Origin of the sequence: Leifsonia sp. AG29, from assembly GCF_009765225.1 — a bacterium.
Lineage (GTDB): Bacteria > Actinomycetota > Actinomycetes > Actinomycetales > Microbacteriaceae > Leifsonia.
The window spans coordinates 819,421-840,829 of sequence record NZ_VMSF01000001.1 but is presented as its reverse complement, the minus strand read 5'-3'; the positions used below and the strand labels follow the sequence as shown (position 1 = coordinate 840,829).

Annotated in this window: 20 protein-coding genes; 5 read left to right on the top strand and 15 right to left on the bottom strand. The window is 70.4% G+C overall.

The features are described from left to right. Positions 1-301: 301 nt before the first annotated feature. Positions 302-547 carry a zf-HC2 domain-containing protein gene (locus tag FPT20_RS04085; RefSeq protein ID WP_158862853.1) on the bottom strand — a complete coding sequence of 82 codons (246 nt, stop codon included), beginning with the start codon at positions 545-547 and terminating at the stop codon, positions 302-304. Next, positions 544-1,155, bottom strand: a complete 612-nt coding sequence (locus FPT20_RS04080) for a sigma-70 family RNA polymerase sigma factor (RefSeq protein ID WP_158862851.1) — start codon at positions 1,153-1,155, stop codon at positions 544-546. The genes FPT20_RS04085 and FPT20_RS04080 overlap by 4 nt, the downstream gene beginning before the upstream one ends. A 163-nt stretch (positions 1,156-1,318) precedes the next feature. Between FPT20_RS04080 and aroA the strand changes: the two genes are divergently transcribed. From aroA to bcp, 3 genes are read left to right on the top strand one after another with little or no spacing between them, the layout of a single operon-like run. Further along, positions 1,319-2,683: a 3-phosphoshikimate 1-carboxyvinyltransferase gene (gene aroA, locus FPT20_RS04075; protein WP_158862849.1), complete on the top strand. Its 1,365-nt coding sequence runs from the start codon at positions 1,319-1,321 to the stop codon at positions 2,681-2,683. 28 nt (positions 2,684-2,711) lie between these two features. Continuing rightward, the gene (rsgA, locus tag FPT20_RS04070; protein ID WP_158862847.1) at positions 2,712-3,776 is read left to right on the top strand and encodes a ribosome small subunit-dependent GTPase A; all 1,065 of its coding nucleotides are present in this window, start codon (positions 2,712-2,714) and stop codon (positions 3,774-3,776) included. Between the two features lie 14 nt (positions 3,777-3,790). Continuing rightward, positions 3,791-4,267: a thioredoxin-dependent thiol peroxidase gene (gene bcp / locus FPT20_RS04065; protein ID WP_158862845.1), complete on the top strand. Its 477-nt coding sequence runs from the start codon at positions 3,791-3,793 to the stop codon at positions 4,265-4,267. A 42-nt stretch (positions 4,268-4,309) separates the two neighbouring features. Here bcp and FPT20_RS04060 read toward each other — a convergent pair whose 3' ends face one another. The 7 genes from FPT20_RS04060 to FPT20_RS04030 all read right to left on the bottom strand — a co-directional run bounded on the left by FPT20_RS04060 (position 4,310) and on the right by FPT20_RS04030 (position 10,580). After that, a complete protein-coding gene (locus FPT20_RS04060) occupies positions 4,310-5,074 on the bottom strand; it encodes an ABC transporter ATP-binding protein (RefSeq protein ID WP_158862843.1) in 765 nt (254 codons plus the stop codon). Continuing rightward, complete coding sequence (locus FPT20_RS04055; protein ID WP_158862841.1) at positions 5,071-5,859, bottom strand: ATP-binding cassette domain-containing protein; 789 nt, start codon at positions 5,857-5,859, stop codon at positions 5,071-5,073. The genes FPT20_RS04060 and FPT20_RS04055 overlap by 4 nt, the downstream gene beginning before the upstream one ends. Then, entirely contained in the window at positions 5,856-6,731 is an 876-nt protein-coding gene (locus FPT20_RS04050; protein WP_158862839.1) for an ABC transporter permease, read from the bottom strand. The genes FPT20_RS04055 and FPT20_RS04050 overlap by 4 nt, the downstream gene beginning before the upstream one ends. Next, positions 6,728-7,690 (bottom strand): ABC transporter permease, encoded by a 963-nt coding sequence (locus FPT20_RS04045; protein ID WP_158862837.1) that lies wholly within the window; start codon positions 7,688-7,690, stop codon positions 6,728-6,730. Before FPT20_RS04045 ends, FPT20_RS04050 begins: the two co-directional genes overlap by 4 nt. A gap of 59 nt (positions 7,691-7,749) precedes the next feature. After that, positions 7,750-9,246 (bottom strand): ABC transporter substrate-binding protein, encoded by a 1,497-nt coding sequence (locus tag FPT20_RS04040; protein ID WP_233265376.1) that lies wholly within the window; start codon positions 9,244-9,246, stop codon positions 7,750-7,752. Positions 9,247-9,336: 90 nt separating this feature from the next. Further along, complete coding sequence (locus FPT20_RS04035) at positions 9,337-10,092, bottom strand: DUF1684 domain-containing protein (protein WP_158862835.1); 756 nt, start codon at positions 10,090-10,092, stop codon at positions 9,337-9,339. Between the two features lie 35 nt (positions 10,093-10,127). After that, on the bottom strand, positions 10,128-10,580 hold the full coding sequence (locus tag FPT20_RS04030; RefSeq protein WP_158862833.1) for a hypothetical protein: 453 nt from the start codon (positions 10,578-10,580) through the stop codon (positions 10,128-10,130). A 224-nt stretch (positions 10,581-10,804) separates the two neighbouring features. Between FPT20_RS04030 and FPT20_RS04025 the strand changes: the two genes are divergently transcribed. Then, complete coding sequence (locus tag FPT20_RS04025; protein ID WP_018190103.1) at positions 10,805-11,053, top strand: WhiB family transcriptional regulator; 249 nt, start codon at positions 10,805-10,807, stop codon at positions 11,051-11,053. An 82-nt stretch (positions 11,054-11,135) separates the two neighbouring features. Here FPT20_RS04025 and FPT20_RS04020 read toward each other — a convergent pair whose 3' ends face one another. Next, positions 11,136-12,638, bottom strand: coding sequence for a sensor histidine kinase (locus tag FPT20_RS04020; protein WP_158862831.1), 1,503 nt, complete (start codon positions 12,636-12,638; stop codon positions 11,136-11,138). A 145-nt stretch (positions 12,639-12,783) separates the two neighbouring features. Here FPT20_RS04020 and FPT20_RS04015 point away from each other — a divergent pair, with 145 nt between their 5' ends. After that, a complete protein-coding gene (locus FPT20_RS04015) occupies positions 12,784-13,341 on the top strand; it encodes an Rv3235 family protein (RefSeq protein WP_158862829.1) in 558 nt (185 codons plus the stop codon). Positions 13,342-13,405: 64 nt separating this feature from the next. Here the strand turns inward: FPT20_RS04015 and secA are convergent, their stop codons facing one another. The 5 genes from secA to mtrB all read right to left on the bottom strand — a co-directional run bounded on the left by secA (position 13,406) and on the right by mtrB (position 21,402). Next, positions 13,406-16,228 carry a preprotein translocase subunit SecA gene (gene secA, locus FPT20_RS04010; protein ID WP_158862827.1) on the bottom strand — a complete coding sequence of 941 codons (2,823 nt, stop codon included), beginning with the start codon at positions 16,226-16,228 and terminating at the stop codon, positions 13,406-13,408. A 208-nt stretch (positions 16,229-16,436) separates the two neighbouring features. Further along, positions 16,437-17,141: a ribosome hibernation-promoting factor, HPF/YfiA family gene (gene hpf, locus FPT20_RS04005; protein WP_158862825.1), complete on the bottom strand. Its 705-nt coding sequence runs from the start codon at positions 17,139-17,141 to the stop codon at positions 16,437-16,439. Between the two features lie 118 nt (positions 17,142-17,259). Next, positions 17,260-17,988 carry a ComF family protein gene (locus FPT20_RS04000; protein ID WP_158862823.1) on the bottom strand — a complete coding sequence of 243 codons (729 nt, stop codon included), beginning with the start codon at positions 17,986-17,988 and terminating at the stop codon, positions 17,260-17,262. Between the two features lie 85 nt (positions 17,989-18,073). Further along, positions 18,074-19,765 carry an LpqB family beta-propeller domain-containing protein gene (locus FPT20_RS03995; protein ID WP_158862821.1) on the bottom strand — a complete coding sequence of 564 codons (1,692 nt, stop codon included), beginning with the start codon at positions 19,763-19,765 and terminating at the stop codon, positions 18,074-18,076. Then, the gene (mtrB, locus tag FPT20_RS03990; protein WP_158862819.1) at positions 19,762-21,402 is read right to left on the bottom strand and encodes an MtrAB system histidine kinase MtrB; all 1,641 of its coding nucleotides are present in this window, start codon (positions 21,400-21,402) and stop codon (positions 19,762-19,764) included. Before mtrB ends, FPT20_RS03995 begins: the two co-directional genes overlap by 4 nt. Positions 21,403-21,409: the final 7 nt, after the last annotated feature.

Genomic DNA, 21,409 nt, shown 5'->3' with positions numbered 1-21,409 from the left:
TTCAGCACGAATCACGAGTTGCGGGACCGCGAAGGGCAGATTCAGCACGAATGAGGGCCCGACACAGCCCAACGACGCCCCGCATTCAGCACGAATGAGGGCCCGACCCAGCCCAACGACTCCCGCATTCAGCACGAACCACGAGTTGCCGGCCCTCGAAGGGCACATTCAGCACGAATGAGGGCCCGGCCCAGCCCTACGACTCCCGCATTCAGCACGAATCACGAGTTGCCGGCCCTCGGAGGGCACATTCGGCACGAATGCGGGCGGGCGGTAGGGGCTGCGCGCAGCGCAGCGAGACTCAGTGGGCCGTCGCCTGGAAGGAACGGATCCGGAGCAGCACCTCGGTGCGCAGCTCCTCGGGCGCCGTCTCCTTGCACGCGCGCTGCACGACCTCGGTGAGGACCACGTTCAGGTGGGCCTCGCTCGAGCAGCCGTCGCAGTTCTGGAGGTGCTCGCGCACGTCGGCAGCATCCTCGCTGCACAGCTCGTTGCGCAGGTACTCTTCGAGTTCGGCCTTGGCCTTCTCGCAACCGCAGTCGGTCATCGTGTTCTCCTGGTGGTCTGCACGGCGGGCTCGCCCTGAACGGCGCTGAGCCCGCGTTCGTGCGCGTAGTCGGTCAGAAGCTCCCTCAGCATCCGGCGGCCGCGGTGGAGACGGCTCATGACGGTGCCGATCGGGGTCTTCATGATGTCGGCGATCTCCTGGTAGGAGAAGCCCTCGACATCGGCGAGGTACACGGCCAGCCGGAAGTCCTCCGGGATGGCCTGGAGCGCGTCCTTGACGGCACTGTCGGGCAGGTGGTCGATCGCCTCCGCCTCGGCCGAGCGGCTCGTGGAGGCGGTGGTCGACTCCGCGCCTCCGAGCTGCCAGTCCTCGAGCTCGTCGATCGTCCCCTGGTAGGGCTCGCGCTGCTTCTTGCGGTACGTGTTGATGAACGTGTTGGTGAGGATCCGGTAGAGCCACGCCTTCAGGTTCGTGCCCTGCTTGAACTGGCCGAACGCGCCGTACGCCTTGACGTAGGTCTCCTGCACGAGGTCCTGCGCGTCGGCCGGGTTCCGGGTCATGCGGAGGGCCGCCGCGTACAGCTGGTCCATGAAGGGCAGGGCCTGCTCCTCGAAGAGGCGGCCCAGATCCTCGGTTTCGGTGGTCATCACCGGCCAGTCTAATTGCGGGCGCTGCTCCGTGACCCCCGGGATGAGCTGCTCCGTCGCGACGGGACCCCGAGTATCGACGCGGGGTGCGTCGAGAACGGCGGTCGCGAAGGGCACGGGCTGATCCCTCTCTGGGTCTGGAACACGGATAACCTTGACAACAATGCTGATCTCGAAATATTCCGCTCCCGACTTCGACCCGTACGGCGACAACCGCACGGAGGAGCCGAACACGCTGTGGCCGGCGCCGGTCGCCGACGGTCCCGTCGTCGCCTCCGTGTCGCTGCCGGGATCGAAGTCGCTGACCGCCCGGGAGCTCGTGCTGGCGGCCCTGGCCGACGGGCCGTCGCTGCTGCGCTCGCCCCTCCACTCCCGCGACAGCGCGAACATGGTGGAGGCGCTCCGCTCCCTCGGCGTCGGCATCGAGGAGCGCGAGGGCTCCGGCGAGTTCGGCTCCGACCTGCTGGTGACCCCTCCGGACGAGCTCATCGGCAGCACCACGATCGAGTGCGGCCAGGCCGGAACGGTGATGCGGTTCGTACCGCCGGTCGCCGGCCTCGCCCTCGGCCCCACCACCTTCGACGCCGACGACTCCGCGCGCGGCCGTCCGATGGGCGCCATCATCGCGGCGCTCCGCTCCCTCGGCGTCGACGTGAACGACGACGGCCGGGGCGCCCTCCCGTTCACCGTGCACGGCACGGGGTCGGTGCGCGGAGGCGCGATCGGGGTCGACGCATCGAGCTCCAGCCAGTTCGTCAGCGCGCTCCTCCTGTCGGGCGCGAGATTCGAGGAGGGACTCGACCTGACGCACACCGGCGAGCGCCTCCCGAGCCTCCCCCACATCGAGATGACGGTCGCCGCCTTGGCCGCGCGGGGCGTTGTGGTCGAGTCTCCCGAGACCGGGCACTGGAGGATCGCCCCTGGACGCATCGGCGCGCTCGACGTCGACATCGAGCCCGATCTGTCGAACGCGGCCCCCTTCCTCGCGGCCGCCGTCGCCACGGGCGGATCGGTCACGGTCACCGGCTGGCCAGCCTCGACGACCCAGGTCGGGGCCGACCTGGCCGAGCTTCTGCCGCTGTTCGGCGCCACCGTGCAGCTCGAGGGCGACCGCCTGACCGTGACGGGGCCCGAGACCGTCTCGCCGGTCACCCTCGACCTGTCGACCGGCGGCGAACTCGCACCCGCCCTGGTCGCTCTGGCGGCTCTCGCCGACGGTCCCAGTGAGATCACCGGCATCGGGCACATCCGCCATCACGAGACCGACCGGCTGGCAGCGCTGGCGGCCGAGATCAACGGCCTGGGAGGCGCGGTGACCGAGCTCGAGGACGGCCTGCGCGTCGAGCCGCGTCCGTTGCGCGGGGGGGTCTGGCGGAGCTACGAGGACCACCGGATGGCGACCGCCGGTGCGATCATCGGCCTCGTCGTGCCGGGCGTGGAGATCGAGAACGTCGCGACGACCGCCAAGACCCTCCCCCAGTTCACCGAGCTCTGGACGCGCATGGTGCAGGGAGCGCCCGGCCGGTGACCGCGCGCATCGATCGGAGCCGGGAGCCGTGACGGACGGCACCGGGTCGTGGTGGGCGACCGATGATGACGACGACGACGAGGAGTACGGCGACTACGACGAGTCGAGCGTGCGCACCCGGCCCAACCCGAAGGGGAACCGGCCGAGGTCGAAGCAGCGCCCGGAGCACGCCGACGCGGCGATAGCGCGGGTGCTCGGCGTCGACCGCGGCCGCTACACGGTGCTCGTCGACGAGGACACGCCCGGCGAACGCCAGTCCATCGCCGCGCGGGCGAGCGAGCTCCGCCGCCAGGCCATCGTCACCGGCGACCGCGTGGCCGTCGTCGGAGACGTGACCGGCGAGGAGGGGACGTTGGGGAGGATCGTCCGCATCGAACCGCGGACCACACTGCTCCGCCGCAGCGCCGACGACACGGACGAGGTCGAGCGCGTGATCGTCGCGAATGCCGACCAGATGCTCATCGTCGTGGCGGCCGCGAACCCCGAGCCGAGGACCCGGCTCGTCGACCGCTACCTCGTCGCGGCCTTCGACGCCGGGATCGCCCCGATGCTCTGCGTGACGAAGACCGACCTCGCCGACCCCGCACCGTTCCTCGAGAACTTCGCGGGCCTCGACCTCCCGGTGTTCACCAGCCGCGAGGACGCCATCCCCGTCGCCGAGATCAAGGCCGTGCTGGTCGGGCACGACACCGTCGTGGTAGGCCACTCCGGTGTAGGCAAGTCGACACTCGTCAACGCGATCGTGCCCGGAGCGAAGCGCGCGACCGGCCACGTGAACGAGGTGACCGGCAGGGGCCGCCACACATCGTCCTCGACCGTGTCGCTGCGGGTCGACGACGAGGAGGGACGTCACGGCTGGGTCATCGACACGCCCGGCGTCCGGTCATTCGGTCTCGGGCACGTCAGCACCGACAGCATCCTCAAGGCGTTCACCGACCTCGCTGAGATCGCGGAGGACTGCCCCCGCGGCTGCACCCACCTGCCCGACGCCCCGGACTGCGCGATCGTCGAGGCCGTCGAGGAGGGCCGGCTCGGCGAGACGGGGCGTGCGCGGCTGGACTCGCTCCAGCGCCTCCTCACCACGCTCGCGTAGGCCAGAATGGTCGCATGACCGATGAGCGACTCGAGGCGGGCCGGCCGGCGCCCGCATTCACCCTGACCGACCAGGACGGCAACAGCGTCTCCCTCGCCGACTACGAGGGCAAGAACGTCATCCTGTACTTCTACCCGGCGGCGATGACCCCGGGCTGCACGACCGAGGCCTGCGACTTCCGCGACAACCTCAACTCGCTCGCCTCCAGCGGGTACCAGGTGATCGGCATCTCGAAGGACGCCCCCGCGAAGAACAAGGAGTTCCAGGAGCAGGAGAGCCTGAACTTCCCGCTCCTGTCCGACGAGGACCTCACGGTCCACAAGGCGTACGGCACGTACGGCGAGAAGAAGCTCTACGGCAAGCTGGTCGAGGGTGTCATCCGGTCGACGTTCGTCATCGACCCCGACGGCACCGTTCGTCTGCCGCTGTACAACGTCAAGGCTACGGGGCACGTGGCGTCGCTGCGCAAGAGGCTCGGCATCGACGCGTAACGACCGGAACCGCGTCCCGGCCCGCTTCGGGGAACGCCCGGATCAGGCCGGGAGGCGCGGAACCGACGCGATCAGGCGTTGCGTGTAGGCGTCGGAGGGCGACCCGAGCACCGCGGCCGTCTCGCCCTGCTCGACGACACGGCCGCCCTGGAGCACGACCGTCTGCGCGCAGAGCGACGCGACCACGCTGAGGTCGTGCGACACCATGACGACGGTCATGCCCTCGCGCGCGGCGAGCTCGCCGAGGAGCTCGATGATTAGGATGCGCGTCGTCACGTCGAGAGCGCTCACCGGCTCGTCGGCGAGGAGCACCCGCGGGCGCGCCACGATCGCGCGGGCGATGGCGATGCGCTGCCGCTGACCGCCCGAGAACTCGTGCGGGAAGCGCGAGGCCGCGTCGGCCGGCAGGGCGACGGAGGCCAGCGCTTCCGCGACCCGCTGTCGCGCCTCCGCTCCCGTCGCGATTCCCAGCGACGCGAGCGGTTCGCCCACGATCCGACCGACACTCTGGCGCGGGTCGAGAGACGAGTACGGGTCCTGGAAGACAGTCTGGACACTGCGGCGGAAGCCACGCATCAACCGCCGGTCGCGGCGGTCGAGCGGGGCGCCGTCGAACAGCACCTCGCCGGAGGTCGGACTCGTCAGACCGAGCAGCAGCGACAGCACAGTCGTCTTGCCGGCGCCCGACTCCCCGACGAGCCCGACGCTTCGGCCGCCCTCGATCGCGAAGGAGACGCGGTCGAGGGCCGGGCTCTGCGCCCGGCCGTAGCGGAACGTGGCGTCACGGAGCTCGAGGATCGGCGTCACGGTGTCTCCAATGCGGCATCGAGCTCGCGGGCGCTGCGAACCAGCTCCGCGGTGTACGGGTCCGCCGGCGCGCTGAGGATCCGCCCGATCGGCCCCTGCTCGACGACCCGGCCACGGCGCAGCACGACTGCGCGATCGGTCATCCGCGAGACCACGGCGAGATCGTGGCTCACGAAGAGGAGGGACATCCCCCGCTCGGCCACCAGTGCATCGAGCAGCGCCAGGATCTCGGCCTGGACGGTCACATCGAGCGCGGTCGTCGGTTCGTCGGCGATGAGGAGGCGCGGCCGGCAGGCGAGCGCCGCCGCGATCGCGACGCGCTGTCGCTGACCTCCCGAGATCTCGTGAGGATACGCCCGCGCGATGCGCTGCGGGTCCGGGAGCCGCACCTCCTCGAGGGCGCCGAGCACGGCGTCGCGGAGGGCCGAGCCGCGCAGGCCGAGGTGGCGCGCGAGCGGGGCCGCGACCTGCTTGCCCAGCCGCATGAGCGGGTCGAGCGCCGTCAACGGCTCCTGGAAGACCATCGACACGGTCCGCCCTCGAAGCGGGACCAACGCCTTCTCGGCGGCGCCGATCACCTGCACTCCGTCGAGGAGGACGCTCCCGGACGCACTCAGCCCGTCCGGCAGCAGACCGGTGACGGCGAACGAGGTGAGGGACTTGCCGGACCCGGACTCGCCGATCAGGCTGACCCGCTCCCCCTCGGAGAGCGAGAACGAGATGTCGTCGACCAGGCGCACGCCATCGCGCGTCGAGACGCTCAGAGCGTTCACGTCGAGGATCACCGGCCTCGCCTCCTCGTGGGGTCGCCGACCTCGCGCAGTCCGTCCGCCACGAGGTTCACGCCGATGACGAGCACCACCAGGGCGACGCCGGGGGCGATGGCACCGACAGGTGCGGTCGCGACCGTGCCCTGCGCCTCCTCGAGGAGCCTGCCCCAGGACGCGTTCGGCGGCGGGGCGCCCAGCCCGAGGTACGACAGGCTCGCCTCGGCGAGCACGGCGACACCGAATTGCAGGGCGAGGTTGACGCTCAACGTCGGCCAGATGTTGGGCATCACATGGCGGAGCACGACTCCGGGCCACGACGTGCCGGAGGTGCGGGAGGCGGTCACATACTGCTGCGAGAGCACGCGCTTCGCGAGCACTCGCGTCAGCCTCGCCACGACGGACGCCATGGCGAGCCCGATCGCCAGGATCGCCGTGCCCAGGGAGGCGCCCTGGGCCGCCACGATCAGCATGGCCAGGAGGAGCGTGGGGAAGGCGATGAGGATGTCGAGGAACGCCGAGATGGTGTCGTCGAGCCAGCGCGTGGCGAACGCGGCGAGAAGACCGACCGTGACGCCGATGACCGCGCCGATGACCACGGAGCCGATGCCGACGGCGAGAGCTATGCGGGCGCCGATCATGAGCTGCGTCAGCAGATCGCGGCCGAGCTTGTCTGTGCCGAGCCAGTGCTGTGCGCCCGGACCCTCGAGGCGGCCTCCCGACGTGTCGCTCTGGGCGTACGGCAGCCAGAAGAACGACACGAGCGCGGTGACGACGACGAGACCGACGAGCACGAGACCGATCCCGAGTGTGACCGAGCGACGGCGGCGCCGGCCCGCGACTCGCGGCTCCTGCGCGACCCCGGCGGCCTGATCGACGAGCGCGCTCATCGATTCCCCGAGATGCTGGTGCGGAGACGGGGATCGATGAGCCGCTGGGCGACATCGGCGATGAAGCCGACGATCAGGACGAGCAGCGTCGACACGAAGAGGATGCCCTGGATGTTCGGGTAGTCGTGCTGCTCGATCGCCTGGCGGAGCATGCTGCCGAGCCCGGGGAGGGTGAAGACGCTCTCGACGACGACCGCGCCGAGGAAGGTCGTCGCGAGCTCGATGCCGAGCACCGAGATGACCGGCACGGCGCCGTTGCGCAGGCCGTGCCTCCACATGGCGCCCCCGAACCCGGAGCCGAGGGCGCGGGCGTTGCGGAGGTAGTCGCTCCCGATCACGTCGAGCGACGCACTGCGCACGTATCGGGCGATGGAGGCGCTCATCACGATCGCGATCGTCACGATCGGCAGGGCGAGCGAGTGCAGGGCGCCGGCCGGGTCGGCCCAGTCGTCCCGCGGGAAGCCGCCGGACGGGAACCAGCGCAGCTGGATCGAGAACACGCTGACGAGGAGGATGCCCACCCAGAAGACGGGCACGGCGATGCCGAGCTGCGAGAAGGCGGAGAGCGCGACGCCGTACCAGCGGTCCGACTTCCAGGCGGCGACGAACCCGATCGGGAGAGCGAGCACGAGGGCCAGGAGGAACGACAGCAGCGTGAGCGGGACCGTCACCGCGAGCCGGGAGGCGATCTCCGGTCCGACCGGGAGGGACGAGACGAACGACTCCCCCAGGTTGAGCGTGAGCAGCGACCCGAAGAACGCGACGAACTGCTGCCCGAGCGGCTGATCGCCTCCCGTCTGGCGGCGGGCGGCCGCGATCTGCTCCGGTGTCGCGTTCACCGAGAGCAGCGCGTTCGCCGGGTCCCCGGGGAGCACCCGGAGGAGGAAGAACAGCAGCGCCATCGCGAACAGCAGCGAGACCACGAGGAACGCGGTTCGGCGGAGGAGATAGACGGCCATGGTCACTTCAAGGATAGACAGGGGCGGCAGCGCGGCTGACCGCGCTGCCGCCCGGGCGACTACTTCTTGACGATGTCGTACGCGTAGAACTGCGAGTTGAGGCCGTTGACCGGGTAGCCGCTGACCGAGCTCGAGGCGACGACGATCTGCGGGTACAGGTACAGCCAGGCGCTCGCGGCGTCCTTGGCGATCTGCTCGTTCACCTGCTTGAGCTTCGCGGTCTGCTCGGCGGTCGTCTTGGACTGCTCCGCCTCGTTGACCCAGGCGGTCACCTGCGGGTTGTCATAGCCCCAGTAGAAGTCCGGGTTGCCGTACCAGACGACGTCGCGGTCGTTCACGTGCTCCTGAAGGGTGGCCACGAAGTCGTGGTTCTTGAACACCTTCGTGTACCACTCGTCCGCCGAGATCGAGTTGATGGTGACCGTGATGCCGACCTTGGCGAGGTCGCTCTTCAGGAACTCGGCCACCGCCGGGTGCGGGTCGTAGGTCGGGGTGTCGAGCGTGAAGCTGAAGCCGTTCGGGTAACCGGCCGCCGCCAGCTCCTTCTTGGCCAGGTCGACGTCGTACGGGTTCACCTTGGTGAGGTCCTCGTACCAGGGGTCGCTCGGCGGCACCATGGAGCCGATCAGCGTGCCGTAATCGCCCCAGATGGAGGAGAGCAGCTTCTTGCGGTCGATGGCGGAGTAGACGGCCTTGCGCACCTCGACGTTGTCGAACGGCTTGACCTTGTCGTTGAAGGCCAGCAGCTCCTTCGTGGTGGACTTGCCGTCGTTGACGGTGAAGTCCTTGTTGCCCTTGAACTGCGTCAGCGCGTCCGGGCTCTGGATGCTCGTGACGATGTCGACCTGGTTCGTGGTCAGGGCGTTCGAGAGCGCGGAGGCGTCGGTGAAGTAGTCGAACACGACCTCCTTGTTCTTCGCCCGGGCACCCCAGTAGCCGCTCCAGCGCTCGAGGCTCAGCGAGCTGCCGCGCTTCCACGTGCCCAGCTTGTACGGGCCGGTGCCGTCCTCCGCGGTCTTGTAGTTGGAGGTGCCGGGGCCGTAGATCCAGATGTAGCTCAGGTTGTACGGGAGGGAGATCGAGCGGCTCTTCAGGCTGATGACGACCGTCTTCGCGTCGGGCGTCGCGATCGACGAGATGACCGCGAGCTGCGACTTGCGGGCCGACTGCGAGTCCGGCCCGAGAACGCGCTCGATGCTGCTCTTCACGGCCTCGCTCGTGAGCGGCTTGCCGGAGTGGAACTTCACCCCGTCGCGCAGGGTGAAGGTGTAGGTCAGCCCGTCGGAGCTCGTGGTGTACTTCGAGGCGAGCAGAGGCTCGACCTTGCCGTCGTCGGTGAGCTTGAACAGGCCCTCGTAGACGTTTCCGTTCAGCGCCTCGGTCACGCCCTGGCCCCCACCGGCCGTGTTGTCGAGGTTGACGGGCTCGTACAGCGAGCCGATCGCGATGGACGCGTCGCCGCCGCCGGAGGATGACGAGTTTCCGGCGCAGCCGGCGAGTGCCAGAGCCGAAGCCAGGCCGATCGCGAGCGTCGCGAGCAGGGGGGTCTTTCTCAACGTGGTTCTCCTGTGCTGTGAGGGGAGGTGGGGATTACGGGAGTGCGGGCGCGCGAGATCGCGGTCCCGCGAGGTCTGCGGGTGACTCGCTCAGTGCGCGGTGCGGTCGCGCAGGACGACGCGCTTCTCGCCGGCCCTGACCGGCACGGCGAAGCGGTTGTTGCGCGGCGGGAGCGGACAGTTGTACTGGTCCGAGAAGCCGCACGGCGGCACGAAGGCCCGGTTGAAGTCGAGGACGGCGCGGTCGCCCTCGCGCTCCACGAACAGGAACCGGCCGGACGCGTAGGTGCCGTCGTCGCCGTCGGCGCCGGTGGTCGGGTCGCCGAAGACGAGGAGGAGCGTGCCGTCGTCGTCGAAGGCGCTCAGCGTGTACGCGACGCCGTCCAACTCGAAGCTGATGTCGCCCGGGACGACGAGGTCGCGCGTGAGCCCGTTGTCGCGGATGTGCTCGAACGGGATGGTGCGCTCCTCCGAGACCGGGGTGAAGACGGCCTCGATGACCCACGCCGGGTCGAACGGGTATGCCTCTATGGTCTCGAACGCGCGGATGGCAGGCGACTGGGAGTCCCAGAGCCGGATGCCTCGCTCAGGCTCGCCGGTGTCGAGGTTCCGCCGCGTGAGCTCAGTGGCGGTGACCGTGTCGGGGTGGCCGGCCAGCGCCTCCTCGAGGGTCGTGGTGTCGCCGTCGGCGAGCCAGCGGGTCTCGATGAGGGCGAGATTGCCGGCGGGGGCGGTGACCCCGGTCAAGCGGGAGGCACGCCAGTCGTCGTAGCCGGCGCGGGCCTTCTCGATGGCGGACGGGGATGCATGCGTCAGTGTGGAGGTGTCGGTCACGATGTTCGGCATAACCGTTCGATCCTCCGTCTTGTTCCCGTCACCGCCTATTCGTGTTGCTCCGTGTTGCGCGAGGTGGCGCGCACCACGGGCGGGCTGAGCGCCAGCGCGCCGGCGACGACGGCGGGCACGAGCAGCGCCCAGCCGACGTCGGGGCGCGCGTAAAGCCCCTGGAAGCAGCCGACGGCGATCGCGAGCTGGAGGATCTGGATGGTCACGGTGGAGGCGCGCGCCCACGATCGCAGGGCCAGCACGGCGACCAGCGTGGCCACGACCCACACCGCCGCAAGGACCGCGATCACGAGGATGGCGACGGCGCTCGCGTAGGAGTCGGGACGCTGCGTGAGGAGTTCCACACCCACCCAGACGGCGAGACCGGCGACGAGCGCGGCCTCGAGACCGAGGATGACGGCCAGCACGATCACCGCGAGCGGGCGGCGCCGGCGCTCCTCCGGCCGGTGGTCTTCGCGGGGCGAGGGCGCGTGGCGAGAGTCGGGCACTATAGCATCCTGACGTTTCCGGCTTGTGTTCTCAGCGTTATCCCATACAAAACTATTGATTCAGGTTAACCGCTATGGGAGCATATTGTCGGTCGAGTTAGTGCTCACAGGGTCGTGGGCAGGTCTTATTCCCCACGGATCTCAGAACCCTGTAACCGACTGCTTACCTGCATTCTAGGCCCCTCGGGTCGAGAACCACCCAGTGAAACAAGGAGCATATCTTCATGGATTGGCGCGACAAAGCCGCCTGCCTCACCGCGGACCCCGAGCTGTTCTTCCCCGTCGGCAACACCGGGCCCGCCGTCGACCAGATCGATAAGGCGAAGGCGGTCTGCGCGCGCTGCACCGTGACCGAGATCTGCCTCCAGTACGCGCTCGAGACCGGTCAGGACTCGGGCGTCTGGGGCGGTCTGTCGGAGGACGAGCGCCGTGCGCTCAAGCGCCGCGCCGCACGCGCGCGCCGCGCCTCCTGACGCCCCGCACGAAGACGAACCACCCCAGAGCCGAGAGGCGCTCCTTCACCTAGCATCCGGAGCGCCCCTCGGCTCTCGCGCGTCAGGCGCGCTCGGCCTTGGTGAGGTAGCGCAGCGGGACCTCGATGGTGACCTCGGTCCCCTGCCCCATCATCGTGTGCCAGTCGATCGCACCGCCGAGCTCGCCCTGGATCAGGGTGCGCACGATCTGGGTGCCGAGACCCGAGCCGACCTTGCCCTCGGGCAGCCCGGAGCCGTTGTCGACGACCTTCACCGTGAGCGACTCGGTCGACCGGTTCGCGATGATCTCGACCTCTCCCTCGCGGCCGGCGAGTCCGTGCTCGACCGCGTTGGTGACGAGCTCGGTGAGCGCCAGCGCGAGCGGAGTCGCGTACTCGCTCGGCAGCGACCCGAACGTGCCCGACTTCTTCGGGTGCACTGTGGTCGTGTGACTCGCCGCCACCTCGGCGACGAGGAGCAGGACCCGGTCGAACACGTCGTCGAAGTCGACGATCTGCGCCAGCCCGGTCGAGAGCGTGTCGTGGACGACCGCGATCGCCGCCACGCGCCGCATCGCCTGGCTCAGCGCCTCCCGCGCCTCCTCGGAGTGCGTGCGACGCGCCTGGATGCGCAGCAGCGACGCCACCGTCTGGAGGTTGTTCTTGACCCGGTGGTGGATCTCGCGGATCGTCGCGTCTTTCGTGATCAGCTCGCGCTCCTGGTGGCGCTGCTCGGAGACGTCGCGGCACAGGACGATCGCGCCGACCCGCTCACCGCGGTTGCGGATCGGGATGGCGCGAAGCGAGACCGTCACCCCGCGCGCCTCGATGTCGGTGCGCCACGGTGCCCGGCCGGTCACGACGAGCGGGAGGGACTCGTCGATCGTCATGTTGCCGGCCAGCAGACCGGTGGTCACCGCCGCCAGGGACTCCCCCTCGAGCTCGCCGGTGAACCCCATGCGGTTGAAGGCGCTCAGCGCGTTCGGGCTGGCGAACGTCGTCGTGCCGTCGACGTCGAGCCGGATGAGGCCGTCGGCCGCGCGCGGCGCCCCGCGGCGCGGCGCGGCCGGGGCACCCAGGTCGGGGAAGTCGCCAGTGGCGATCATGTCGAACAGATCGTTCGCGCAGGCGTTGAAGGTCAGCTCCTGGCGGCTCGGGGTGCGCGCCTCGCTGAGGTTGGTGTGGCGTGTGATGACCGCGACGGGCTCGTCAGCGGTGTCCGGCGAGTGCGCTGTCAGGCGGCGGATGACCGGGACGGCCCGGACGCGCGTCGGCGTCTCCTCGTACCAGTCCGGCGCAGACGTGTCGATGATCTGCTTGGTCCGGTAGGCGTCGGTCACCTGCTGACGCCACTCCGGCTTGATCCGCTGACCGACGAAGTCGCGGTAGAAGAGCGTCGCCGCGCTGGAGGGACGCGCGTGCGCCACGGCGACGAAATCGTCGTCGCTCGTCGGCACCCAGAGGACGATGTCGGCGAAGGCGAGATCCGCGAGGAGCTGCCAGTCACCGACCAGGCCGTGCAGCCACTCGACGTCGGCCTCGGAGGAACGACCCTGGGCATGGACGAGATCACTGAGCGTGGACACCCCCCTATCGTAGGCGGACCCCGGCGGCCCTCCGGACGGCTGTCCACAGCGGCGTTGGAGCACTGGACTCCCCCGGCGGCCCCCTGGTTGAGTGAGTCCCCGACACGACAACGACCGCCGGAGTCGGCCGGCGAAGGGGGAGCAGATGAGCACGGCGATCGAGCACGTGGACTGGCGCGCAGGCGGGCGGGGAGGTGCCCCGGCGGCAGCCCCGGGGTCCCCGGCCGCTCGCACACGGCGGCGCACCGCGGCGCCCGCCGTCCGGGCGCTCCGCGCCGTGGCTCCCCTGCCCGCACCGGCGCCCGTCGCGGTGCCACCTCCCGGCGCCGCACCGGACCTGTCGTCCGTGTCCGAGGAGGAATGGGGAACGGACCCCGCGTCCCTCTGCTCGAACCTCGCCCTGTGCGTGATCGAGATCCTGGCGGGGGCCCGGCCGATCGATCAGGTGAGCCGATGGGTCACCGATGCGGTCTTCCTCCAGCTGCTGCGGCGCACGGTCATCGCGGCGCGGAGCCGGGCACTCAGGACGGCGGAGGCTCGCCGTCCGCGGGTCCGGCTGGGCGCGCCGATCATCACGCACCCGTGCGACGGCGTGGTCGAAGCCGTCGTCATCGCGCATCAGCCGGGACGATCGCGAGCGGTCGCCATCCGGCTCGAGCGTTATCGGGCGCGCTGGCGCGCGACCGCGGTGACGGTCCTGTGACGCTGCGCAGCGAAGACGAGAAGGGCGGCCCCGCCGGGGCCGCCCTTCTCGTGCTGCTGACGGATCAGCGCTTCTTGGCCTGAGCGCGCCGCTCCGCCCGGTTGACCGGGGCCGCCTCGTCGGAGGCGGCGACCTTCTGGCCGAAGGCGCCGCGCTGGGTGGCCGCCTGGGCCGGGGCCTGCGCCTGGGCCGCGCCGGCCGAGGCGCCCTGAGCCTGGGCTGCTCGCTGAGCCCGGTCGGTGGCCGCGCGCTCGAGCTGGCCGCGCTGGTCGCGCACCTCGACCTCGCCCTGCTCGCCGGGAGCCGAGTAGCTGAGCGCCGGAGCGCTCTGGCCGGGCGTGAGGCCCTTGGCCGCGACCGCGGGGGCCTCGACCTCGCCGGGAGCCTGGTTGACCTCGACCTCCAGGTTGAACAGGAAGCCGATCGTCTCCTCCCGGATGGCGCCCATCATCTGCTGGAACATCGCGTAGCCCTCGCGCTGGTACTCGACCAGCGGGTCGCGCTGCGCCATCGCCCGCAGGCCGATGCCGTCCTTCAGGTAGTCCATCTCGTACAGGTGGTCGCGCCAGCGCCGGTCGATCACCGAGAGCACGACGCGGCGCTCGAGTTCGCGCATCGCCGGCGAGCCGAGCGACTCCTCGCGCTTCTGATAGGCGATGCGCGCGTCGGAGAGGATCTCGCGGCGCATGAACTCGCGGTTGATCCGGCCCTTGTTGCCCGCTTCGGCGACGACCTCGTCGATGGTCACGCCGACCGGGTACAGGGTCTTGAGCTCGGCCCACAGAGCGTCGAAGTCCCAGTCGTCGCCACTGCCCTCGCCGGTGTGCTGGTCGAGGATGTCGTCGATGACGTCGGTGAGGAAGTGCTGCACGCGCTCGTGCAGGTCGTCCCCCTCGAGGATGTGCCGGCGGTCGCTGTAGATCGCCTCGCGCTGGCGGTTCAGGACGTCGTCGTACTTGAGGACGTTCTTGCGGATCTCGGCGTTGCGCGCCTCCACCTGCGACTGGGCGCTGCGGATGGCGCGGCTGACGACCTTGGACTCGATCGCGATGTCGTCGGGGACGCTCGCGCGGCCCATCAGGCTCTCGGCGGCGCCCGCGTTGAACAGGCGCATCAGGTCGTCGGTCAGGGAGAGGTAGAAGCGGCTCTCGCCGGGGTCGCCCTGCCGGCCCGAACGGCCGCGGAGCTGGTTGTCGATGCGGCGGGACTCGTGCCGCTCGGTGCCGAGCACGTACAGCCCGCCGGCCTCGATGACCTTCTCGGCCTCTTCGGCGACCTTCGCCTTGACGGCGTCGAAGACCTCGTCCCACGCGGCCTCGTACTCGTCGGGGGTCTCGACCGGGGAGAGCCCGCGGGCGTTCATCTCGGCCACGGCGAGGAACTCGGCGTTCCCGCCGAGCATGATGTCGGTGCCTCGGCCGGCCATGTTCGTCGCCACCGTGACCGACCCGAGCCGGCCGGCCTGTGCGACGATGGCGGCCTCGCGCGCGTGGTTCTTCGCGTTGAGGACCTCGTGCCGCACGCCCTTCTTGGCGAGGAGCCGGGACAGGTACTCGCTCTTCTCGACGGAGGTGGTGCCCACGAGGACCGGCTGGCCCTTCTCGTGGCGCCTCGCGATGTCCTCCACGACCTGGTCGAACTTGGCCTTCTCGTTCTTGTAGACGAGGTCGGGCTGGTCGAGCCGCTGCATCGGCTTGTTGGTCGGGATGGGGACCACGCCGAGCTTGTAGGTGCTCATGAACTCGGCCGCCTCGGTCTCGGCGGTACCGGTCATGCCGGACAGCTTCTTGTAGAGGCGGAAGTAGTTCTGGAGCGTGACGGTCGCGAGGGTCTGGTTCTCGGCCTTGACCTCGACGCCCTCCTTCGCCTCGATCGCCTGGTGGATGCCCTCGTTGTAGCGGCGGCCGACCAGGATGCGCCCGGTGTGCTCGTCGACGATGAGAACCTCGCCGTTCATGACGACGTAGTCCTTGTCGCGCTTGAACAGCGCGTTCGCCTTGATGGCGTTGTTGAGGAACGAGATGAGCGGGGTGTTCGCCGACTCGTACAGGTTGTCGATGCCGAGGTAGTCCTCGACCTTCTCGATGCCGGGCTCGAGCACGCCGACCGTGCGCTTCTTCTCGTCGACCTCGAAGTCGACGCCCTCCTCGAGACGGCCGGCGAGGTTGGCGAACTCGACGAACCAGCGGTTGGCTTCCCCGGAGGACGGGCCCGAGATGATGAGCGGGGTGCGCGCCTCGTCGATGAGGATCGAGTCGACCTCGTCGACGATCGCGAAGAAGTGCCCGCGCTGCACCATGTCGCTGGCCTGCCACGCCATGTTGTCGCGCAGGTAGTCGAAGCCGAACTCGTTGTTCGTGCCGTAGGTGATGTCGGCCGCGTACTGCTCGCGGCGCTCCTCGGGCGTCTGGCCCGAGAGGATCACGCCGGTGGTCATGCCGAGGGCGCGGTAGACGCGGCCCATGAGCTCGGACTGGTAGCTGGCGAGGTAGTCGTTGACGGTGACCACGTGGACGCCGCGGCTGGAGATCGCGTTGAGGTAGGCCGCGGTGGTGGCGACGAGCGTCTTGCCCTCACCGGTCTTCATCTCGGCGATGTTGCCGAGGTGGAGGGCCGCCCCGCCCATGATCTGCACGTCGAAGTGACGCATGCCCAGGGTGCGCTTCGCGGCCTCGCGGACCGCCGCGAAGGCCTCGGGGAGGAGGTCGTCGAGCGACTCGCCGTTGCCGTAGCGCTCTCGGAGCTCGACCGTCTCGTGCGCGAGTTCCTCGTCCGTCAGTTCGCTGAAGTCGTCTTCGAGCGCGTTGACCGCTTTCGCGTAGGCCTCGAGACGACGGAGGGTGCGGCCCTCGCCGACGCGGAGGACCTTCTCAAGAACATTGGCCACTGATGCTCTCCCGGTGTGATCGGTCGGGCCCGATGGTGCCCGGCGCCCCGGCGGGCGCACGCCGGACGGCAGACTCCGCCGACGCTAGGGACATCGTACTTGCTGAACCGGGGCGTTCGTCCCTCCGGCGCTGAGAGCCCGCTCCGAGCGCGGTGAGCGCGCGCCGATGGCGGCCGCCGCCCGGGCGGTCGCCATCGGCTGGAGCGGCTCAGCCGAGCTTGCGCGCCGCGGTCGCGACCTCCTGCAGCTCGTCGGCCTCGTCGTCGAGCGAGATCAGGCCGTAGTCCCAGCCCTTGCGCCGGTACACGACGCTCGGGCGCATGGTCTCCTGATCGACGAACAGGTAGAAGTCGTGCCCCACCAGCTCCATGTAGTAGAGCGCGTCGTCGACGGTCATCGGCACCGAGGCGAACACCTTGCGCCGGATGACGACGGGGCAGTACTCCTCGTCGGCCGCCTCCGGCGCGGCCTCGGTCTCATCGGACGCGGTCGGGACCCTTCCGGTGCGCACCTGCTCGAGCACCGCGACCGGGGCGGCGGCGAGGCCGACAGCGCTGAAGCCGTCGGTACTCGCCTCGCGCAGCGAGGTCGGTCTGTGCTGGCCGCGGTGCACCTTGCGCCGGTCCTTCGCGCGGCGGACGCGCTCGAGCAGCTTGCCGAGCGCGATGTCGAACGCCGCGTACTTGTCGGTCCCGGTCGCCTCGGAGCGCACGACTGCTTTGGGTCCGACCAGCGTCAGCTCGACGCGGTCGTCCCCGTTCTGGGAGCCCTGCTTCTCGTTGTGGCGCACCACTTTGATCTCGAATGAGATGGCGCGCTCGGCGAGGTGCGCGACCTTCTCCGATTTCTCGGTGGCGTACTCGCGGAAGCGGTCCGTGATTCCCAGGTTGCGTCCGATGATGTTGATGTCCATGGAGACCTCCCTGTTCCGGTGCGATGTCCGCCCGGGCAGAAGGGCGGATCGCTCGCGCCTTTTGGACTACCGTAGTGCTCCCTCCCGGCTTTAGGAACCGGAAAAAAGGGGGATTCGATCAGGGCTCGCTGTGGGGCAGCCGTGGACTCGCCGGGTACCGGAGGGGCGTGCGCGCGAGGGCTGCGGCGCCCGCGACACACCCGCCGGCCGCGCGGATGGCACGGGCCGCCTCGGCGACGGTCGCCCCGGAGGTGACGATGTCGTCGACGATCAGGCAGCGCCTCCCGGCGAGCCGGCGGGACGCGCGGAGGGCCCCGGAGCGGTTGCCCGCGCGCTCGACGGCCGACAGTCCGGCCTGATCCTTCGGCTGGCGCGCGAACCGGAGCGCGCCCCATAGGGGCGGGACCAGGATGTGGGCCCGGGCGAGCAGGTGACCGGTCGGATGATAGCCGCGCCGCCGCGCGGCCGCGCGCGACGAAGGGACGAGCACCGGGAGGAGCGCCGCGGAGGCGCGGGACCGCGGCGAGCCGATTCCCTCCCGCGGGCCGGACGCACCGCGCTGAGCCGCTGCCACGGCCGCGCGCAGCGTCTCGGCGAGCGCCGGCGCCGCGTCGACCCGGCCCCCGTCCTTGTAGGCGAGGATGACCCGCCGGGCGACCCCCTCGTACTCGAGAGCAGCCCACACGGGGATGCCGCCGGCCGTCGCGGCGACGACCCGCGGGCGCAGCTCGGAGCGGCACGATCGGCACAGGGACCGGTCGGGGCTGCCGCACCCGGAGCAGGCCACCGGGAGGAGGACGGCTGCGGCGTCGAGGAGGGATTCGCGGAGAAGGGCGGTCGCTGTCATGCCCACAGACTCGCCGAGCGGCAGCGCGGACGGAGCCGTCGGCGGGGATCTGTGGACAGCCTGGCACGCCCGGCGCGGGTGTGGATCAGGGCTGGCCGAGCTGGACCGCGACCGCCCCGACCCGGTCGGTCTGGGCCTGCCAGCCGGTTCCCGTCGGCGCCTGCAGCGTCCCGTCCGCGGCGAGCACGAGGTACCGCGAGAGCCCGCCGGCCCCGACGATCGTCCGCCCGTCGACCGGTCCCGCGGAGGTCGTCTGCGTGCCGCCGATCGTCTGCTCCTCGATGGTGGTGGCGTCGCCGGCGTCCGTGCTGAGGACGGCGACGGTCGACTCCCCCGTCCAAGCGATCGACTGCGGCTGTCCGGAGCCGAGACCGAGTTCGACGGGCTGCGTCAACGACGCGGGCACGTCCCCCGGCCCGCGGACGATGCCCGCGGCGACCAGGGAGTATCCGGACGCCGTGCGGAGCAGGGCGACCACCCGGGTGCCGTCCCGCGAGACGGCGAGCGCGACCACCGCGGAGGCGGCCGGCCACTGCGTCTTCACCGGATGCGCGCCGCCACTCGTCCCCGTGGCCAGGAGGGCGTCCGGCGACGAGCCGGGCACCGACCAGACGAACCCGTCGTTGTCGAGCGACGGCGCGATCAGCCCGGGCCGGTTGTCGACCTGGACCGGATTGCCGGTCCGGTGCACCGACCAGACGGCTCCCTGGGCGAGGACGGCGGCTTGCTCCCGAGCGGCGTCGATCGTGATTGCGGTGGGTCCGAGCGCGACGACGTCGTCGCTCATGCCGGCGAGATCGGTCACGCTCGAGCCGTTGAGCAGCCCGAACTGGTTGCCGCGGTACACGATCGGGTGCGAGTCGACTCCCGGGTCCTGCAGCGGTGCGTCGCTCGGGGGCAGCGTGGGGATCTGCTGCACGTTGCCCTCGACCGAGAGCTGCACAGACTGAGCCAGACTCCCGAGGCTCTGCTCGAGCTGGTACTGCATCCGCTGCTGCTGCGTGGCGTCGGCCCGCGAGGCCTCGGAGCTGAGATCGACCCGGGCCACGCCTCCCTGGGTCGTCACAGAGGGAACGGCGAGCTGGGTGCCCTGCGGGAAGGCGCTCACGACGGCCCCCTTCAGCCACGGCACCGGGCCGGCGAGCACGGCACCCACGACGCGGGTAGCCGCCGTCGCGACGCGGGCGGGGAACCAGCGGGCATCCGGGACGAGGTAGGCGTAGTCGGGGCTGTAGAAGTAGAGGGTCTGCTGCGTGTAGACGGCCCGGAAGGTGGGATCGTCGATCACCACGCCGTCCGGTGCCACCGAGATCCGCCACTGGCCGTCCTCCTTGACGAGCTGGTAGCTCAGGCCGACCGGGGCACGGCTGGCGACTGGATGGTAGGCCCCGTCCGAATCGACGTTCGCCACCGGGCTCACCTCGAGATGCCACTGGTCGCCGCCGTCGGAGTACTCGCGGTTGCGGCCGTCGTCGATGGTGACGGACTCGTCGGGGTTCCAGGAGGCGGCGGCCTTGGCCGTGAGGTACTCCCGGGCGATCGCGAAGTTGTTCTTCGGGCTCGACGCCGCATCGATGAACCCCTGGACGATCCGCTGCTGGGACGCGCCCGGCGCGGGCGGCGACGGGTTGAAGTCGAGGTCCAGCGAATCGTTGACCTGGGTCACCGCCCGCCCCTGCCGGACGGGTCCCGAATCGGGGATGCTCGCGCACGCGGCCAGTACCCCCACCAGGGCGACGGCGACGAGGGCGGCGACGGTCCGCAGCGGTCTCCTCACGATCGCACCTCCCGAGACGGGTCGTCCGCGAGCGCGTTCGCCGGCCGGGCGGCACCAGCGTCTGTCGGCGGCAGCGGCAGCGGCGACGCGGTGATCTCGCGCCCCGCCACGCGAGGGAGCGTCAACCGGAAGCAAGAGCCCTGCCCGGGCGCGCTCCAGACCTGCAGCCAGCCCGAATGGAGGGTCGCGTCCTCGAGCGAGATCGCGAGACCCAGGCCGGTGCCCCCGAGCGTGCGCTTCCGCGACGGGTCGGCGCGCCAGAAGCGGTCGAACACGTGCCCCGCCTCCTGCTGGCTCATGCCGATGCCGTAATCGCGGACGGCCAGGGCGACCGCGCTCTCGTTGCTGTCGACCGTGACGACGATCGGACGTCCCTCCCCGTGCTCGATCGCGTTGCCGATGAGGTTGCGGACGACGCGCCGGATGCGCCGCGGATCCATGGGGACGTCGAAGTAGCCTCCCGGCGCGTCGAGCACGAGCTCGGAAGCGTTCTGCTCGGACAGGGCGCGCAGCTCGTCCACGACCTCCTCCGCGAGCCGGACCAGGTTCGTCGGCTCGGCGTCGAGCACCACCGAGCCCGCGTCGTACCGGCTGATCTCCAGCAGGTCGGACAGGAGGCGGTCGAACCGCTCGATCTGCGTGTGCAGGAGCTCGGCCGTCCGCTCGGTGGCCGGCGGGAACGAGTCCCGCTGGTCGTAGATGACGTCGCCCGCCAGCCGGATGGTGGTCAGCGGCGTGCGGAGCTCATGCGAGACGTCCGACACGAAGCGCTGCTGCAGCTGCGAGAGCGCGGCGAGCTGGTTGATCTGGCTCTGGAGGCTGTCCGCCATCCCGTTGAACGAGCGGGCCAGCGTCGCGAAGACGTCCTCGCCCCGCTCGGGGATGCGCACCGCGAGGTCGCCGGCGGCCAGTCGCTCGCTGGTCCGCGCTGCGACCCGGATCGGCTCCACGACGAAGCGCACGATGACCCAGGTGATCGCCCCGATCAGCACGATCAGCGCGAGGCCCGCGAGGAGCAGCGTGTTCTCGACGAACAGGAGCGTGCTCTGGGAGTCGCTGAGGTTGTAGCCGATGTAGAGCTCGTAGCTGCCGTAGGCGGGGAGGTCGAGCTGCGTGCCGACGACGATCCCGGGGTCGGTGGCGCCGTTGCTCGCGGGAAGCGCCACGGACTGGTAGAACTGCTTCCCGCCTCCCTTCTGCACCGCCTTCCGGAGGTCGTCGGAGATCACGGAGTTGAGCGCCGGGCTGCCGCGGTCGGGAGGGGCGATGACGCTCGTGTCCTGCCCGGGCACCCGGTAGGCCGCGACGAGCCTGCTCGATGTGGACGCCTGCACGGACTGCAGGGCCGTGTTCAGGAGGTTCTTCCCTCCGTCGCCCGACGAGACGTCCGACGCGTTTAGGGTCGATTGCGCCGTCGTCGTGGCGCGGCTGGAGTCGCGCAGCGCCTGGTCGAGGCGCGACTGGTACAGGTCGTTGCTGATGCTGAGCGCCATGTAGACGCCGGTGAAGAGGATCGCGATGCCCGTGAGCGCGAGCGTGATCGTGACGGTCCGCACCTGCAGCGAGCTCCGCCAGACGCGCGCCGCCCGCCCGGGCAGCTGCCGCCACCAGGTCCTGTCCGGCCAGCGGAACCGCATCGCCGCT

What these genes read in the sequence shown, in the direction of transcription:
- bcp (WP_158862845.1), top strand. Translation starts at nt 3,791, where the DNA reads ATGACCGATGAGCGACTCGAGGCGGGCCGGCCGGCGCCCGCATTCACC.
- FPT20_RS04000 (WP_158862823.1), bottom strand. Translation starts at nt 17,988, where the DNA reads ATGACAGCGACCGCCCTTCTCCGCGAATCCCTCCTCGACGCCGCAGCC.
- mtrB (WP_158862819.1), bottom strand. Translation starts at nt 21,402, where the DNA reads ATGCGGTTCCGCTGGCCGGACAGGACCTGGTGGCGGCAGCTGCCCGGG.
- FPT20_RS04080 (WP_158862851.1), bottom strand. Translation starts at nt 1,155, where the DNA reads ATGACCACCGAAACCGAGGATCTGGGCCGCCTCTTCGAGGAGCAGGCC.
- FPT20_RS04085 (WP_158862853.1), bottom strand. Translation starts at nt 547, where the DNA reads ATGACCGACTGCGGTTGCGAGAAGGCCAAGGCCGAACTCGAAGAGTAC.
- FPT20_RS04045 (WP_158862837.1), bottom strand. Translation starts at nt 7,690, where the DNA reads ATGGCCGTCTATCTCCTCCGCCGAACCGCGTTCCTCGTGGTCTCGCTG.
- FPT20_RS04025 (WP_018190103.1), top strand. Translation starts at nt 10,805, where the DNA reads ATGGATTGGCGCGACAAAGCCGCCTGCCTCACCGCGGACCCCGAGCTG.
- aroA (WP_158862849.1), top strand. Translation starts at nt 1,319, where the DNA reads ATGCTGATCTCGAAATATTCCGCTCCCGACTTCGACCCGTACGGCGAC.
- hpf (WP_158862825.1), bottom strand. Translation starts at nt 17,141, where the DNA reads ATGGACATCAACATCATCGGACGCAACCTGGGAATCACGGACCGCTTC.
- FPT20_RS04050 (WP_158862839.1), bottom strand. Translation starts at nt 6,731, where the DNA reads ATGAGCGCGCTCGTCGATCAGGCCGCCGGGGTCGCGCAGGAGCCGCGA.
- FPT20_RS04035 (WP_158862835.1), bottom strand. Translation starts at nt 10,092, where the DNA reads ATGCCGAACATCGTGACCGACACCTCCACACTGACGCATGCATCCCCG.
- FPT20_RS04015 (WP_158862829.1), top strand. Translation starts at nt 12,784, where the DNA reads ATGAGCACGGCGATCGAGCACGTGGACTGGCGCGCAGGCGGGCGGGGA.